11 protein-coding genes are annotated in these 15,213 nt (G+C 70.5%); 6 read left to right on the top strand and 5 right to left on the bottom strand.

What is annotated here, in order from left to right; all coding sequences use genetic code 11:
- Positions 1-5: 5 nt before the first annotated feature.
- The 4 genes from EWV39_RS12740 to EWV39_RS12755 form a co-directional block, all read right to left on the bottom strand.
- Positions 6-2,228, bottom strand: coding sequence for a PTS sugar transporter subunit IIABC (locus tag EWV39_RS12740; RefSeq protein WP_202864937.1), 2,223 nt, complete (start codon positions 2,226-2,228; stop codon positions 6-8).
- A 656-nt stretch (positions 2,229-2,884) separates the two neighbouring features.
- Positions 2,885-3,229, bottom strand: coding sequence for a hypothetical protein (locus tag EWV39_RS12745; RefSeq protein WP_238148347.1), 345 nt, complete (start codon positions 3,227-3,229; stop codon positions 2,885-2,887).
- Entirely contained in the window at positions 3,229-3,519 is a 291-nt protein-coding gene (locus EWV39_RS12750) for a hypothetical protein (RefSeq protein WP_129660990.1), read from the bottom strand. Before EWV39_RS12750 ends, EWV39_RS12745 begins: the two co-directional genes overlap by 1 nt.
- 347 nt (positions 3,520-3,866) lie before the next feature.
- The gene (locus EWV39_RS12755) at positions 3,867-5,060 is read right to left on the bottom strand and encodes a cobalamin-independent methionine synthase II family protein (RefSeq protein ID WP_129660993.1); all 1,194 of its coding nucleotides are present in this window, start codon (positions 5,058-5,060) and stop codon (positions 3,867-3,869) included.
- A gap of 306 nt (positions 5,061-5,366) precedes the next feature.
- Here EWV39_RS12755 and ilvD point away from each other — a divergent pair, with 306 nt between their 5' ends.
- The 6 genes from ilvD to EWV39_RS12785 all read left to right on the top strand — a co-directional run bounded on the left by ilvD (position 5,367) and on the right by EWV39_RS12785 (position 14,620).
- Positions 5,367-7,208, top strand: coding sequence for a dihydroxy-acid dehydratase (gene ilvD / locus EWV39_RS12760; RefSeq protein WP_129660996.1), 1,842 nt, complete (start codon positions 5,367-5,369; stop codon positions 7,206-7,208).
- Between the two features lie 8 nt (positions 7,209-7,216).
- Entirely contained in the window at positions 7,217-8,599 is a 1,383-nt protein-coding gene (locus EWV39_RS12765; RefSeq protein ID WP_129660999.1) for an FAD-dependent oxidoreductase, read from the top strand.
- A 139-nt stretch (positions 8,600-8,738) separates the two neighbouring features.
- Positions 8,739-10,427, top strand: a complete 1,689-nt coding sequence (locus EWV39_RS12770) for an amino acid permease (RefSeq protein ID WP_129661002.1) — start codon at positions 8,739-8,741, stop codon at positions 10,425-10,427.
- Between the two features lie 170 nt (positions 10,428-10,597).
- Positions 10,598-12,058 (top strand): amino acid permease, encoded by a 1,461-nt coding sequence (locus tag EWV39_RS12775; RefSeq protein ID WP_129661005.1) that lies wholly within the window; start codon positions 10,598-10,600, stop codon positions 12,056-12,058.
- A 290-nt stretch (positions 12,059-12,348) separates the two neighbouring features.
- Positions 12,349-13,422: a CAP domain-containing protein gene (locus EWV39_RS12780; protein ID WP_129661008.1), complete on the top strand. Its 1,074-nt coding sequence runs from the start codon at positions 12,349-12,351 to the stop codon at positions 13,420-13,422.
- A 181-nt stretch (positions 13,423-13,603) separates the two neighbouring features.
- Entirely contained in the window at positions 13,604-14,620 is a 1,017-nt protein-coding gene (locus tag EWV39_RS12785; protein WP_129661011.1) for a hypothetical protein, read from the top strand.
- 64 nt (positions 14,621-14,684) lie between these two features.
- Here EWV39_RS12785 and EWV39_RS12790 read toward each other — a convergent pair whose 3' ends face one another.
- A complete protein-coding gene (locus tag EWV39_RS12790) occupies positions 14,685-15,212 on the bottom strand; it encodes a CoA-binding protein (RefSeq protein ID WP_129661013.1) in 528 nt (175 codons plus the stop codon).
- Position 15,213 lies beyond the last annotated feature (1 nt).

Genomic DNA, 15,213 nt, shown 5'->3' on the forward strand with positions numbered 1-15,213 from the left:
CGCCCCTACTTCTGCACCGGGTCCCGGCGGCCCAGCCGGACCTTCTTGACCTCCCTGACGTTCTCCGCGTCGGAGTCCTTGAAGCCGAAGAACCAGGTCAGCAGGAACGAGACGGCGAGCGCTGCGCCCGAGGCGATGAGGTAGCCCCAGAAGCTGGCGTCGAGGCCCTCCGGGTTGACGAAGGAGGTGAACCCGACCAGCGCCCCGGTGAACCCCCACATGTTGACGTTGAAGATGCCGGTGAGCAGGCCGCCGACGGCGCCGCCGGCCAGCGCCATGATGAACACGCGGCCGTACTTGAGGTTGACGCCGTACATCGCCGGCTCGGTGATGCCGCAGAACGCGGAGATCGCGGCGGGCCCGGAGAGCGTCTTGAGCTTCTGGACGCGGGACTTGAAGAAGACCGCGAGCACGGCGCCGCCCTGGGCCACCATCGTGGCCGAGACGATCGCGTTGAGCGAGGAACTGCCGCTGGCTGCGATGTCCTGCGCGATCAGCGGGATCACCGCCCAGTGCAGGCCGAAGATCACCAGGCACTGGTAGAGCCCGCCGATCACCAGGCCGGAGACCGTGGGGGAGAGGTCGTAGAGGGCCTGGATGCCCGCGGCGATGCCGCCGGACAGGAAGGTCACCACGGGGCCGAGGATCAGCAGGATCGCCAGCGAGACCACCACGACCTCGACCAGCGGCAGGAAGATCATCCGGACGGTCACCGGGATGACCTTCTTCAGCCACGGCTCGAGGATCGAGGCGAGCCAGGCGGCGACGATGATCGGGAAGATCGAGTAGGTGTAGGTGGCCATGTGGTACGGCAGGCCGAAGAACTCGGCGTTGAGCGGCATCCCCAGGATCGAGTTCTGCGCCTCGGTCTCGGAGATCTCCACCAGGGAGGGGTAGGTGAGCACGCCGCCGATGATCGCCACGATGATCGGGTCCGCCCCGAGCCGCCGGGCGGCGGTGAAGCCCACGAAGATCGGCAGGAAGAAGAACACCGAGTCGCTCATGGCGTTGATGACGGCGTAGGTCTGGCTCTCCTCGGTGATGGCGCCGAAGGTCAGCAGGAGGGACAGGACGCCCTTGATGATGCCCGAGGCCGCGAGCAGGCCGATCACCGGGATCATGGAGCCGGTGATGACGCCGATCAGGGAGCTGAAGCCGTGCTTGACCCAGCCCCAGGCGGTGCTGGGGCGCTCGGCGTCCTCGTCGTCGCCGGCGGCCTGCTCCCCGGCCGCCTTCTCCTCGCCGAGCTGGGCCACGATGGCGTCGTAGACGTCCTCCACGGCCGGGCCGATCACCACCTGGTACTGGCCGCCGGCCTTCACGACGTCGATCACCCCGTCCAGGTCGGCGACGACGTCGTCCTCCGCCTTCGCCTGGTCCTTGAGGTAGAAGCGCACCCGCGTGATGCAGTGCGTGACGCTGCGGACGTTGCCCTTGCCACCGATGTGCTTGAGGATGTCCCAGGCCAGGGCGTCGAAGCCCTCGAGGCCGGCGGGGCGCTCCGAATCCTCCTGGACGGCGACGCCGCCCCCGCCCGTCTCCTCGGAGGCGCCGTCCCCATCGGCCGTCCCCTCGGCGGAGGCCGACGCCGCGGAGGAGTTCGCCGCGGAGGCGCTCGCCGTGGTGGAGCCCGCCGAGGCGGACGCTCCGTCTGCGGAGTCGGCCTTTCCCTTCCCGGCGCCCGCCGCCCCGCTCGCGGAGGCGGCACCGGCGGAGGACCGCCCCGCGGACGAGGCCTCCGCCGGGTCCTTCAAGCCCGCGGTGGCGGCGGCCTCGCCGGCCTGCACCTCGCGCGGATTGACCTCCAGCGAGGCCAGGACCTTGGGGGTGTTGGTCACCGCCAGGATGACCGTCGCGTCCTTGCCGCCCTCCCGGATCGCCTCGACGTCCATGGTCCCGATCTCCTGACCGGCTTGGACCTCGTCGCCCTTGGCGACATGCAGGGCGAAGGGCCTGCCCTCCAGCTCGACGGTGTCGATGCCGAGGTGGACCAGGACGTCGAGCCCGTCCGGGGTGCGGAATCCGAGGGCGTGCTTCGACTCTGCGGACATGGTGACCTTGCCGCTGACGGGAGCGAGCACGGCGCCGCCCGGCGGGTCGCTCACCCCGAATCCGTCCCCGACGAGCTTCTTGGAGAACACCGGGTCCGGTACTTCGGCGATGTCGATGATGCGGCCGGCGACCGGGGAGAGCAGCTCCACGGTCTTCGCTTCTGAATGGGGCGCCACGGAAGCCTCTCCTCCACGTCGGGGGCCCCGCCCGGGGTGAGAAGGCCACCGAGTGGGAATGGTGTACATCACACTATCGGGTAACCGGGCGGGTGAGGCGCTTCATGAACGGAACCGGCCCCTCGCGCGTGGCGAGGGGCCGGCTCCAGGGTGAGATGGGGATCTCGAACAGGCCGCGGGGGCTTCCCGGGGGAGCATGAGGTCTCCGCCGGGGCCGTCGATCCCGGGCCTGCCCTCAGCGTACGCACGCCGCCGGAGCCGGGGCGAGGGCTGGGCGTGCCGCGTCGGCGGGATTCCTGCCGGAGAGAGGCCGTCCCCTCGACCCGGCGTGAAGGCATGAGGGCGTGCAGGCATGAAGGCGTGGAGGCGCATCCGACGGGCCGGAGCGCAGACGCCTGAGGCGGGGTCGCAGCCGGCGCCGGCCGCGAGCGGTGAACGATCGAAAAGGATGGGCATGATGACGGGAACTAGGGAAATTCGGAGCTATCGTTCCGGAAAAGTGAGGGGCGCCGACGCTCACGGGCCCAAGCGGTCCGGCTGGATTTTCGGAGCGATAGCTCCGAAAACGCCTAGCTCACGGAAGGCAAGACATCGATTCCACACCATCCCCTGAGCCTTCCGAAGCCGTCCCCATCCTGTAGGACCCTCGAGGCCCATCAGCCTCCCCGTCGGTCCAGGCGCTCCAGGGCTTGGAGGTATACCGAGAGGGCCTCCCGCTCGCCGCCGGCGACCGCCTCCAGAGCCACGGCCTCGATCTCATCGGGGGTGTAGCGGTAGACGAGACGGTAGCGGGGTTTCCGGTGCGGATTCGGGTCGAAGTAGAGCTTGTAGCAGTCCGAGAGGTCCCCGGTGGTGGGGTGGTCGTCCAGGCGCTCCCCTCGGATCCTGCCGTCGCGGATGAACACGAGGCGCTCCAGGGCCATGAGGGCGATCTGCCGGGGCAGAGCATGGACGTCTTGGTCGAAGCCGGGGAGTTTGATCAGCTTCAGCTTCCGCGTCATCACTCAAAATCAGCGGGGTCCAGGCCCAGGGCCGCGGCGGTCTCGGACAGCGGGGCGGCCCCGCCCGCCTCGATGCGGGGGCGGATCGTCTCCGCGATGGCCAGGTTCTCCATCAGGGGGACGAGGGCCTGGAAGGTCTCGAAGGGGATCATCACGGCCTCGGGCTTGCGCTGCGCACCGAAGACCAGGGGCTCAGCGGCGATGCCTTCGCTGCGGAAGCGGGAGAGCGTGTCGCCCAGGGTCTCGCGGGCTTCCCGGCTGGTGCGGATGCGGTGTTCAAGAGCGGCCATACAATCAGTGTACCCGATGGAGTACACGTACGTGTACACCTTTGTGTACCGCATGGGTATGGGTGGGACTCTGCCGGACGGGGTGCGGGGTGTGGCGCAGGAAGCGAGGCGGCCCCTTCGCCGGGTCTCGAATGCCACGGGCGCGCTCATGATGGCCTCGTTCTCCACGGGGCCATCCGTTCCGGTCTGCTCGAGCGCTGACACGCGCCTCGGGGCGCTTCGCGCCGGGGAGGAGCTGAAATTTTCGGAAGGATGGCTCCGAAAACGCCTAGTTCGGGGATGTCCTGACCTCGGCCATCCGCGATCGCACGTCCGCCCCACCCCGCCCCGGCCCTCGGCGTCGTCCGCTAGAACAGTCGCTGGCTCGCGATCCGCGCGCCCTCCGCGAGGGAGGCGAGCTTGGCCTCCGCGATCTGCGGGTGGATGCGCCCGCCCAGCCCGCAGTCGGTCGAGGCGACGACGTTCTCGCGCCCCACCACCGAGGCATACTGCTCGATGCGCTGGGCCACCAGCTCCGGGTGCTCGACGACGTTGGTCGAGTGCGAGACCACGCCGGGGAGGATCAGCTTGCCCTCGGGCAGGTCCACGTCCTCCCAGGCCTTCCATTCGTGGGCGTGCCGGGCGTTGGCGGCCTCGAAGCTGTACGCCCCGGCGTTGATCGTGAACAGCGAGTCGATGAGGTGCCGGATCTCGATGTCGGTGGTGTGCGGGCCGTGCCAGGAGCCCCAGCACAGGTGGAAGCGGACCTGCTCCTCCGGGATGCCGCGCAGGGCGTAGTTGGCGGCCTCGATCGCCAGGTCGTTGAAGCGCAGGTACTCCTCGACCGTGGGCTCGGGGTTGAGCTGGTCCCACGCCTCCGCGATGGAGGGGTCGTCCAGCTGCACGATCAGCCCGGCGTCGGTGATGGCCTTGTACTCCTCGTGGAGGACGTCCGCCCAGGCGTAGATGAACTCCTCATCGGTCTTGTAGTGGCGGTTGCCGATCCGGGAGGCCGAGCCGGGGGAGAGCGCTGCGACGAAGGCCTCCGAGGCGCCCCGGTGCTCGACGGCGTCGCGGAGGTTGCGGATGTCCGCCGCCACGGCGTCGCCGCCCTCGTAGGTCAGCGGGCCGGTGGCGATGGGGAACTCGCTTGAGGGGTCGTTGCCCAGCTCCAGCTCGGCGTAGAAGTCGGAGAAGCGGTTCCAGTCCCGGCGCACCGCGAAGCTGTTGTACCGGCCGTTGCCCGGGGACCTGAGGATCTCCTCGAAGGTCACGCCGTCGACGACGTCGAGCCCGCCGGTCCGGGCGAAGGAGTAGTGCCACCACGCGCCGTAGTCCACGGAGCCCGCCATCGCGTGGCCGTACTCGCCGTCGTTGACGGTGTCGATGCCGAGCTCGACCTGCTTCCCTACGATCTCGTCCACCGAGCGGGAGAGGACCGTCTGGAAGTCCTCCTCGCTCAGCGAGCCCTCCCGGCGGGCGGCGTTGGCCTCGCGCAGGGCGTCGGGGCGCGGGAGCGAGCCGACGTGGGTGGTGCGGATGCGGTCCGAGCTGCTGAGCATGTCTCCTCCTGGGTCTGCCGCGGGCGGGCGCTCATGCCCGGCCGCCGCGCGCGTTGCGGTGCCACCCCAGCTTGGCCCGTGCCGCGCTCCCGCACCAGCCGGGACGGGCGTGCCCGAGGATGTGACGGTGTTGCGCCCCGATCGGGAAATGTGAAGCGCGGGCGCGAGGGGCGTCGCCGGAGGGGCCGACGCCGTCCCACTATCTAAGCAGCCGTCCCACCATCCAAGATGTGAGGACGTGAGTACGGGCCGCTCCCGGCGCGGGAGTAACCTGCTCTAAGGCCTGACATACACGAGGAGGAGCACATGCCCGAGCTGCGCTCGAGAACATCCACATCCGGACGCAACATGGCCGGGGCCCGCGCCCTGTGGCGCGCGACCGGCATGAAGAGCGAAGACTTCGGCAAGCCCATCGTCGCCATCGCGAACTCCTTCACCCAGTTCGTCCCGGGCCACGTGCACCTGAAGAACATGGGGTCGCTGGTGGCCGGCGCGATCGAGGAGGCCGGCGGCGTCGCCAAGGAGTTCAACACGATCGCCGTGGACGACGGCATCGCGATGGGCCACGACGGCATGCTCTACTCGCTGCCCTCCCGCGACATCATCGCCGACTCCGTGGAGTACATGGTCAACGCGCACCGCGCCGACGCCCTGGTGTGCATCTCCAACTGCGACAAGATCACCCCCGGCATGCTCATGGCCGCGATGCGCCTGAACATCCCGGTCGTCTTCGTCTCCGGCGGGCCGATGGAGTCCGGCAACGCGGTGGAGGGCGTCATCGAGCACCGGCTGGACCTGGTGGACGCCATGTCCTACGCCGTCAACGAGGACGTCACCGACGACCAGCTCGCCCAGATCGAGGAGAACGCCTGTCCCACCTGCGGCTCCTGCTCGGGCATGTTCACCGCCAACTCGATGAACTGCCTGACCGAGGCGCTGGGCCTCTCGCTGCCGGGCAACGGCACGACGCTGGCGACCCAGATCGCCCGCAAGGAGCTGTTCCTCAAGGCCGGGCGCACCGTCGTCGAGCTGGCGAGGAAGTACTACGAGGAGGACGACGAGTCCGTCCTTCCGCGCAGCATCGGCAACAAGAACGCGTTCGGCAACGCGATGGCGCTCGACGTCGCGATGGGCGGCTCCACCAACACGGTGCTGCACATCCTGGCCGCGGCCCAGGAGGCCGAGGTCGACTTCACGCTCAAGGACATCGACAGGATCTCCCGGTACGTGCCCTGCCTGACCAAGGTCGCGCCGAACTCGACGCGCTTCCACATCGAGCACGTGCACAAGGCCGGCGGCATCCCCGCGATCCTCGGCGAGCTGGACCGCGCCGGGCTGTTCAACCACGATGGCGTGCGCACCGTGCACGCCGAGTCGGTGGACGCCTGGCTCGACGAGTGGGACATCCGCCGGGAGACCGCGAGCGAGCGGGCCCGCGAGCTGTTCCTCGCCGCCCCCGGCGGGGTGCGCACCACGCAGGCGTTCTCCACGGCCAACAAGTTCGACTCCCACGACACCGATCCCGAGGACGGCTGCATCCGCTCGGTCGAGAACGCCTACACCAAGGACGGCGGCCTGGCGATCCTGTTCGGCAACATCGCCGAGGACGGCGCGGTCATCAAGACCGCCGGCATCGACGAGTCGCTGTTCCACTTCACGGGCAAGGCCTTCGTGGTGGAGTCCCAGGACGAGGCGGTCTTCGAGATCCTCTCCAAGCACGTGACCCCCGGGGACATCGTGGTGATCCAGTACGAGGGGCCCAAGGGCGGGCCGGGCATGCAGGAGATGCTGTACCCGACGTCGTACCTGAAGGGACTCGGCCTGGGCAAGGACTGCGCCCTGATCACCGACGGACGGTTCTCCGGCGGCACCTCGGGGCTCTCGATCGGCCACATCTCGCCAGAGGCCGCATCCGGCGGCGCGGTCGGGCTGATCGAGCACGGCGACGAGATCGAGATCGACGTCGCCAACCGCCTGCTGCGCGTCAACGTCTCCGACGAGGAGCTCGCCGCGCGCCGCGAGGCCCGCGGCCCGCTGCCCTGGAAGCCGACCAAGCCGCGCGAGCGCGAGGTCTCCCGGGCTCTGCGCGCCTACGCCTCGATGGTCACCAGCGCCGACAAGGGCGCGGTCCGCGTGGTCCCCGAGTAGGCGACGGGATGGCGGACGACGACGCCGGGGCCGCGGGCGGCGGCGGTGCGTCCCGGGCCGCGCGCGGCGCCGCGTCCGCTGATGCCTCTGCCGCGGGCGCCGCGCCCGTCCGGGAGGCCGCCGACGTCGTGATCGTCGGCGCCGGGCTGACCGGCGCGGCCGCGGCCTGGCGGCTGGCCCAGGCCGGGCGGGACGTGCTCGTGCTCGAGCGGGACGTGCCCGCCGGGCGCCTCGGCTCCTCGCACGGCTCGGCCCGCATCCTCCGCTACGGCTACGCCGACGGCTTCTACACCTCCCTGCTCCGCCGCGCCGAGGGCGGCTGGCGCGAGCTCGAGCGTGCCTCGGGCCGCCGGCTGGTCACCCGCACCGGCTGCGTGGACTTCGGCCCCGAGCGCCGGATCGCGCCGGTGGCCCGCGCCTTCGCCGCGGAGGGACTGGAGCACGAGGTGCTGGCCCCTCAGGAGGCGGCCGCCCGCTGGCCGGGCATCTCCTTCGACTCCGCCGCGCTCTTCCAGCCCGACGCCGGGGTCCTCGACGCCGAGGGCACGGTCGCCGCCCTGCTGGACGCCGCCCGCTCCCTCGGCGCGCGGGTCCTCACCGGCTGGGAGGCGGCCTCGGTCCGCGAGCGGGCCGCCGGCTACGAGGTGCTCGCCCGGGACGGCCGCCGGGCCGAGGCGGGCCGGGTCGTGGTGGCGGCCGGCGGATGGCTGCCGGGACTGCTGCGCGAGCTTCCCCTCGCGGACGGGTGCCTCGAACGGCTCCCGCCCCTGCGGGTGATGCAGGAGTCCGCCTTCCACTTCCCCTACCGGGAGCCGGGCGCGACGCCGGCCGGCCTGCCGGGCCCTCCGGCAGCCCCGCCGGGTGGGGCCATCTCGGGCGCAGCCCCCTCGGACGCGGCTGCCTCGGAGGCGGACGCGCCCGACGAGGCCGCCGTCTGGCCCACCTTCATCCACATGGGCTCGGGACTGCCGGTCTACGGGCTGCCCGGCGGGCGGGACGCGGGGCACCGGGGGCAGAAGGTCGCCCGGTTCAACGCCGGCAGGCCCCTGGCCGACGCCTCCGAGCAGGACCTGGCCGTCACGCAGGGGCAGCGCCGCGACGTCGTCGACTTCGTCCGGGAGCGGATGCCGGGGCTCGTGCCGGAGCCCTACGCGGAGACCACCTGCCTGTTCACCAACACGCCCAACGAGGACTTCGTGCTGGACCGGTGGGGCGGCGTCGTGATCGCCTCGCCGTGCTCGGGGCACGGGGGCAAGTTCGCCCCGCTGCTCGGCGAGCTCATCCGGGACCTCGCCCTGCCCGAGGAGCCGGCGCGGGGCCTCGCCGCGGTGCCGGAGCGGTTCCAGCCGTGGCACGGGTCCCTGCTGGAGCACGACGGCGGGGTCTCCTAGCCCCGCGGTCCGGCCTGTGCCGATGTGTTTCCCGTGGAACAACTTATGGTGTGTCATGGGTTACATTGTGAGCGGCGGAGGGGGTAGGCTACGGAGCACCGCGCGTTCCGCGCGAAGGTCGTTGCAGGGAAGGTGACACATGAGCAGTTCGTCCACCTCGGAGGGGCAGCCGGACCCGGCGGGCCGCGCCGGAGCGGGACAGGCCGTGGCCGACCCCCAGGACGCCTTCGCCGAGGAGCAGGCGGGCTTCCACAAGAGCCTGAAGCCCCGCCAGATCCAGATGATCGCGATCGGCGGCTCGATCGGCACCGGCCTCTTCCTCGGTGCCGGCGGACGGCTCGAGAGCGCCGGGCCCGCGCTGTTCGTCGTCTACGCGATCGCCGGCTTCTTCGGCTATCTGATCCTGCGCCAGCTCGGCGAGCTGGTGGTCCACCGCCCCTCCTCCGGCTCCTTCGTCTCCTACTGCCGCGAGTTCTACGGCGAGCGCTCGGCCTACTTCACCGGCTGGATGTACTGGCTCAGCTGGGCCGCGACCACCATCGTCGACGCCACCGCCATCGCGATCTACGTGCGCTGGTTCGGGCAGTACAGCGAGTTCATCGCGAGCATCCCGCAGTGGGTCATCGCGTTCCTCGTCATCGCCGTCGTGGTCGCCATGAACCTGATCTCCGTGAAGGTCTTCGGCGAGCTGGAGTTCTGGTTCGCGCTGATCAAGGTGCTGGCCCTGGTGGTCTTCATGGTGGTCGGCATCCTCTGCGTCGTCTTCGGCAGCCCCACCGGGGCGGTGACCGGGATATCGCTGATCACCGACAGCGGCGGGCTCCTGCCCAACGGGCTGCTGCCGGCCCTGGTGGTCTCGCAGGGCGTGATCTTCGCCTATTCGGGCATCGAGCTGGTCGGCACCGCCTCCGGCGAGACGGAGAACGCCCAGAAGACCATCCCGCGGGCCATCAACACCGTGATCCTGCGCATCGCGGTCTTCTACGTCGGATCGATCCTGCTGCTGAGCCTGCTGCTGCCCTACAGCGCCTACTCCGCCGACGAGTCGCCGTTCGTCACCTTCTTCTCCTCGATCGGGGTCGACGCCGCCGGGCCGATCATGCAGCTGGTGGTCATCACCGCCGCGCTGTCCTCCCTCAACGCGGGGCTCTTCTCCACGGGGCGCGTGATGCACTCGATGGCGATGAACGGCTCCGCGCCGCGCTTCGCCGGCATCCTGAGCCGCTCCGGCGTGCCGTTCGGCGGGATCCTGCTGACCGCGGTGGTGGCGCTGCTCGGCGTCGTGCTCAACTACTACGTCCCGGAGCAGGCCTTCGAGATCGTGCTGAACATATCGGCGGTGGGCATCATCGTCGGCTGGGCGGGGATCACCATGCCGCACCTGAAGTTCGTCGGCCTGGCGCGCCGGGGCGCCTACGAGCGGCCCGGCTACCGGGCGCCGCTAGCTCCGTACACGGACTACCTGACCATGGCCTTCCTGGTGGGCGTCGTCGTGCTCATTGCCTTCGACTTCCCCGTGGGTACGTACACGCTCGCCTCGATGGTGGTGGTGATCCCGCTGCTGGTCATCGGCTGGTTCGTGGTGCGGCACCGGGTCCGGGAGATCGCCCGGCAGCGCGAGGGGTACACCGGCGCCTATCCGGTGGTCGTGGAGCCGATCTCGCTGCAGGACTCCCGGCGTGCCCCGGCCCGCCACGGCGCCAAGGTCTACATCCACGTCCGTGAGGACGAGGGCGAGGAGCACCCGCCGGAGGGCCAGGACGTTGTCCGCGATGACGGCGATGACGGCGATGACGGCGGTCGGGACGGCGGCTCCGGCCGCGGCTGACCCGTTCCGGCCGCGGTCGGCCCGCTCCCTCCGACACGGCCGCGAGGCGGTCTCCCTCGTCCCGTCCCCGGCCGGCGTCGCCGTAACATGGTGTTCGCATTCGAGGGCTAAGCTTCCTCCGCGTTCCGGGAGATGCCCGGGGCCCTCCTTTCCCAGTGAGAAGGTTTCCCATGTCTGAGAAGACATCCGAGGGGTCCTCAGGGCCCCGAGAGCCCGCCGGCGCCCCGGAGTTCGCCGAGGAGCAGGCCGGCTTCCACAAGGGGCTCGGGCCCCGCCAGCTGCAGATGATCGCCATCGGCGGCGCCATCGGGACGGGTCTGTTCCTGGGCGCCGGCGGCCGGCTGCGCGACGCCGGGCCCTCCCTGTTCCTGATCTACGCGGTGTGCGGCTTCGTCGGCTACCTCATCCTCCGGGCGCTGGGCGAGCTGGTGGTCCACCGGCCCTCCTCGGGCTCCTTCGTCTCCTACGCCCGCGAGTTCTTCGGCGAGAAGGCGGCCTACGTCTCGGGGTGGATGTACTGGCTGTTCTGGTCCACCACCGCGATCGTGGACGCCACCGCCATCGCGATCTACGTCAAGTGGTTCGGCCAGTACAGCGACTTCGTGGGATCGATCCCGCAGGGCGTGACGGCGTTCGCCGTCGTCGTGATCGTGGTGGCGATGAACCTGATCTCGGTCAAGGTCTTCGGCGAGATGGAGTTCTGGTTCTCGCTGATCAAGGTCGCGGCGCTCGTGATCTTCCTCGTCGTCGGCATCTTCTTCGTGATCTTCGGGACGCCCACTGGCTCCGAGACCGGCTTCTCCCTCATCTCTGACAACGGCGGGCTGCTGCCCAACGGGCTGATGCCGGCGCTGGTCATCGTGCAGGGCGTGGTCTTCGCCTACGCGAGCATCGAGCTGGTCGGCACCGCCTCGGGAGAGACCCGCCATCCCGAGAAGGTGATCCCGCGGGCCATCAACACCGTGATCGTGCGGATCGTGGTCTTCTACGTCGGGTCCGTGCTGCTGCTGTGCCTGCTGCTGCCGTACACGGCGTTCGACAAGGACGAGTCGCCCTTCGTCACGTTCTTCTCCTCGATCGGGGTCGACGCCGCCGGGCCGATCATGCAGCTGGTGGTCATCACCGCGGCGCTCTCCTCGCTCAACGCCGGGCTGTACTCGACCGGGCGCATCGTCCACTCGATGGCCATGGCGGGCTCGGCTCCCCGCTGGACCGGGAACCTCACCCGCTCCGGGGTGCCGTACGGCGGGATCATCCTCACGGCCGCGGTGTCCATGATCGGCGTCGTGTTGAACTTCGTGGTCCCCTCCGACGCGTTCGAGATCGTCCTGAACTTCGCCTCGCTGGGCATCATGAGCGCGTGGGTGACCATCACCCTGTGCCACCTGAAGTTCCTCTCACTGGTGAAGAAGGGACGGTACGAGCGCCCGGCCTACCGGGCGCCGCTCGCGCCGCTCACCAACTGGATCACGCTGACCTTCCTGGCCGGGGTGGTGGTTTTAATAGCGATCGACTTCCCGGTCGGCACCTACACCCTCGCCGCGGCCCTGGTGCTCATCCCGATCTTCGTCATCGGCTGGTTCGCGGTGCGGAGCCGCGTGCGGGAGATCGCCTCCGCGCGCGAAGGATAGCGTTTCCACTAGTCATACGGTCTAGCGCCCGGCCGGCCCCGTGAGGGGCCGGCCGGGCGCCTTCGTGCTGGGTCGTCTCCGTCACACCATGGTCGCGTTCTGTGCACAGGGAGGGTGAAGGCCTGGAACTTCCTGAGTCACGGTGATATATATCTTTCGGATGGGTCACGTAATTTCGTGACCTGATCGTGATCTTCTTCCCCGGATCTCTGGGCCCCGCGCCTCCGCGCGCCGGGGTCATCTATTACTCGCACCGACATTGGAGACCTTGAGTGGAGCAGACAACGCAAATGGAACAGGGGAACGGCTGGTCGGTCCTGGGGCGGCGCTACGTCCCCCGGCACATCGCACCGGCGGCGCGCGGAGGGGGGATCGGCCGGAAGGTCGGCGCCGGAGCGCTGGTGGCGGCTCTGGCGGCGGGAGGGATCTCCGCCGGCCAGATCGCCGCCGCTCCGGGGGCGCAGGCGGCTCAGGGAGACATCGTGCAGGTCAGCGCGGCCAAGCGCACGGCCGACATGCAGCGCATGCTCACCCTGATCAACCAGTACCGGGCCTCGCTGGGCCTCAACCCGGTCAAGTTCTCGAACCAGCTCTCGGGCATCGTCCAGGAGCACTCGAACCGCCAGGTGGCCGAGGAGCGCTTCTACCACTCCTCCTCCTTCATGACCGACGCCCGCGCCGGCCAGTGGACGCACACCAACGAGATCATCGCCCTGTCCTACCAGGACAGCGTGGACCAGCTCGTCAGCTGGTGGAAGACCTCCCCGGCCCACAACGCCGCCCTGACCAGCCCGAAGGCGCAGGTGATCGGCATCGGCCTCACCTACGCCGACGGCAGCCTCCAGAACACCGGGCAGGCCTGGCGGATCCTGTCCACCGTGAACCTCTACGGCTACGCCAACGGCGGGGCCCCCGCGGACACCTCCGCCACGGTCAACGGCACGCCCTCCGGCGGCACCGGACAGGCGCCTTCCGGCAACACCGGGCTGGCGCCCTCCGGCAACACCACCGGCTACACCCTGCGCGGCGCGATCGGCTCCCGCTACTTCTCCGACGGCGGCTCCGCCTTCTTCGGCCAGCCGATCATGAACGAGGCCCCCGCCACCGGCGGCGGCCAGTACCAGATCTTCGACAAGGCGGGGAAGCGCACCAAGATGATCTGGTCGCAGGCCACCGGCGCGCACGCCATCCGGGAGTTCGGCGCCATCGGCTTCGAGTGGTCGATCCGCGGCTACGAGCGCGGCTACGGGTACCCGCTGACCAGCGAGTACCAGGTGGGCAACGAGATGCGCCAGGACTTCGCCAACGGGTACACGATCACCTGGAACATGAACAACGGCGCCCTGCGGGTCCTGCGCTGGTAGGCGCCTGACGGAGCGACGGGCGGGGCCCGGGACGGCGGAACGCCGGCCCGGGCCCCGCCGCGTCCGCCCTCCCCGCCAGCCCTGTGGAGAACTCGTGACGGGTTCCGAAGCAGTGTCCACAATCGACTGCCGGTCCTGCGGGCTCACCCCCGGCCCCGCGACAGTGGGAGCCATGGACGCGATGGATGGGCCCGCACACGGCACGGGCGAGGGCGGCCTCGGGCCGGCGGAGGCCGGGGACCCGATGGACCTCATGGCCTCGGCGCGCGATGCCCTCGCCGGAGAGACCGTGGCAGGGAGGGCCGTGCGGCCCGGCCGGTCCCGCGGCGTCGGGACGGGGGAATTCGTGCCGGATGCGGGCGAGCCGGCCCGCGAGCCGTGGGAGGAGGCCGCGGCGCTGGCCCGCGCCCTGCCGGGCAGCGTCGTGAACTCCGTGACGGCGGCCCAGATGTACGGGATGCGGCTGCCGGAGTGGCTGCGCGCCCACCGGACGATCCACCTGAACCGGGGCCCGGGCCACAGCCGGGTCCGCCGGGCGGGCGTCATCAGCCGTCAGTGCGCCTACGACGGGCAGGACGTGGTGCGGGTGGCCGGCATCTCCATCACCTCGCCCCTGCGCACGGTGCTGGACCTGGCCGACCTCCTGGAGCACGAGGAGCTGGTCTGCGTGCTGGACGGCCTGTTCGAGCAGCGCGGGAGGGCCGGGGACGGCAGGGCGGGGGAGGGGAGCGCGCCCATCCGGCCCCGGCCGGTGAGCAGGGCCGAGCTGTTCGAGTTCCGGCGCACCCACCGGCGGATCCGGGGCATCAGGGCCTTCGACGCCGCCATGCGCCGGGCCCGGGCAGGCGCCGCCTCGCCGGTGCACACCCGTCTGCGGCTCGCCTGCGAGGACTACGGGATCAAGGGGCTGCACGCGGGGGCCACGATCCGCAACGCCTACGGCGAGATCGTCTTCCGCTCCGACCTGGCCGAGATGTCCGCCGGGGTCAGCATCCAGGTGCGGCACCCGCGCGCCGGGGAGGCACGGCAGCGCCAGCGGGACCAGCGGCGCCGGCGGCGCACGGAGCACATGGGGTGGGCGGAGGTCGTGGTGGGGCCGGAGGAGCTCGAGCGCACGCACCGGATCGGCACGGCCGACGTCCCGCACGCCGTGATCCTGATCCGCCGGGCCATCACGCAGCAGCGGCTGCGGCCCTGAAGCCCGCGGCCCGGACGCGCGGGGAGCTCGTCCGGACCGCGGGGCAGGGCGCCGCCGGACGGACCTACGCCCGGCGCTGGCGCTTCGAGGAGATGACCCCGGTGTTGAAGCCCGAGAGGTGCAGCCCGCCGTGGAAGCGCGCGTGCTCGATCTTGATGCACCGGTCCATGACCAGGTTCAGCCCCGCCTCCTCGGCGATCGCCGCGGCCTCCTCGTTCCAGGAGCCCAGCTGCAGCCACAGGGTCTTCGCCCCCGCGGCCACCGCCTCGCGCGCCACGTCGGGAAGGTCCTCGTGCCGGCGGAAGACGTCGACGACGTCGGGTGCCTCGGGGAGCTCCTCCAGCGAGGTGTAGACCTTCTGTCCCAGCACCTCCTTGCCTTTCGCCGCCAGGATGGGGTTGACGAAGTACACGGTGTACGGCGAGCTGGAGAGCAGGTAGGTGGACACGAAGTAGGAGGCGCGTGCGGGCTTGTCGGACATGCCCACGATCGCCACGGTCCGGGTGTTGTGCAGGATGTTCAGCCGCTCCGGGGCGGAGGGGCCCGTCCAGGTGCGCACGGGCTGCGGCTGCTGCGGGTTGGCCTCGGCCATC

Source organism: Rothia halotolerans, assembly GCF_004136635.1.
Taxonomy (GTDB): domain Bacteria; phylum Actinomycetota; class Actinomycetes; order Actinomycetales; family Micrococcaceae; genus Rothia; species Rothia halotolerans.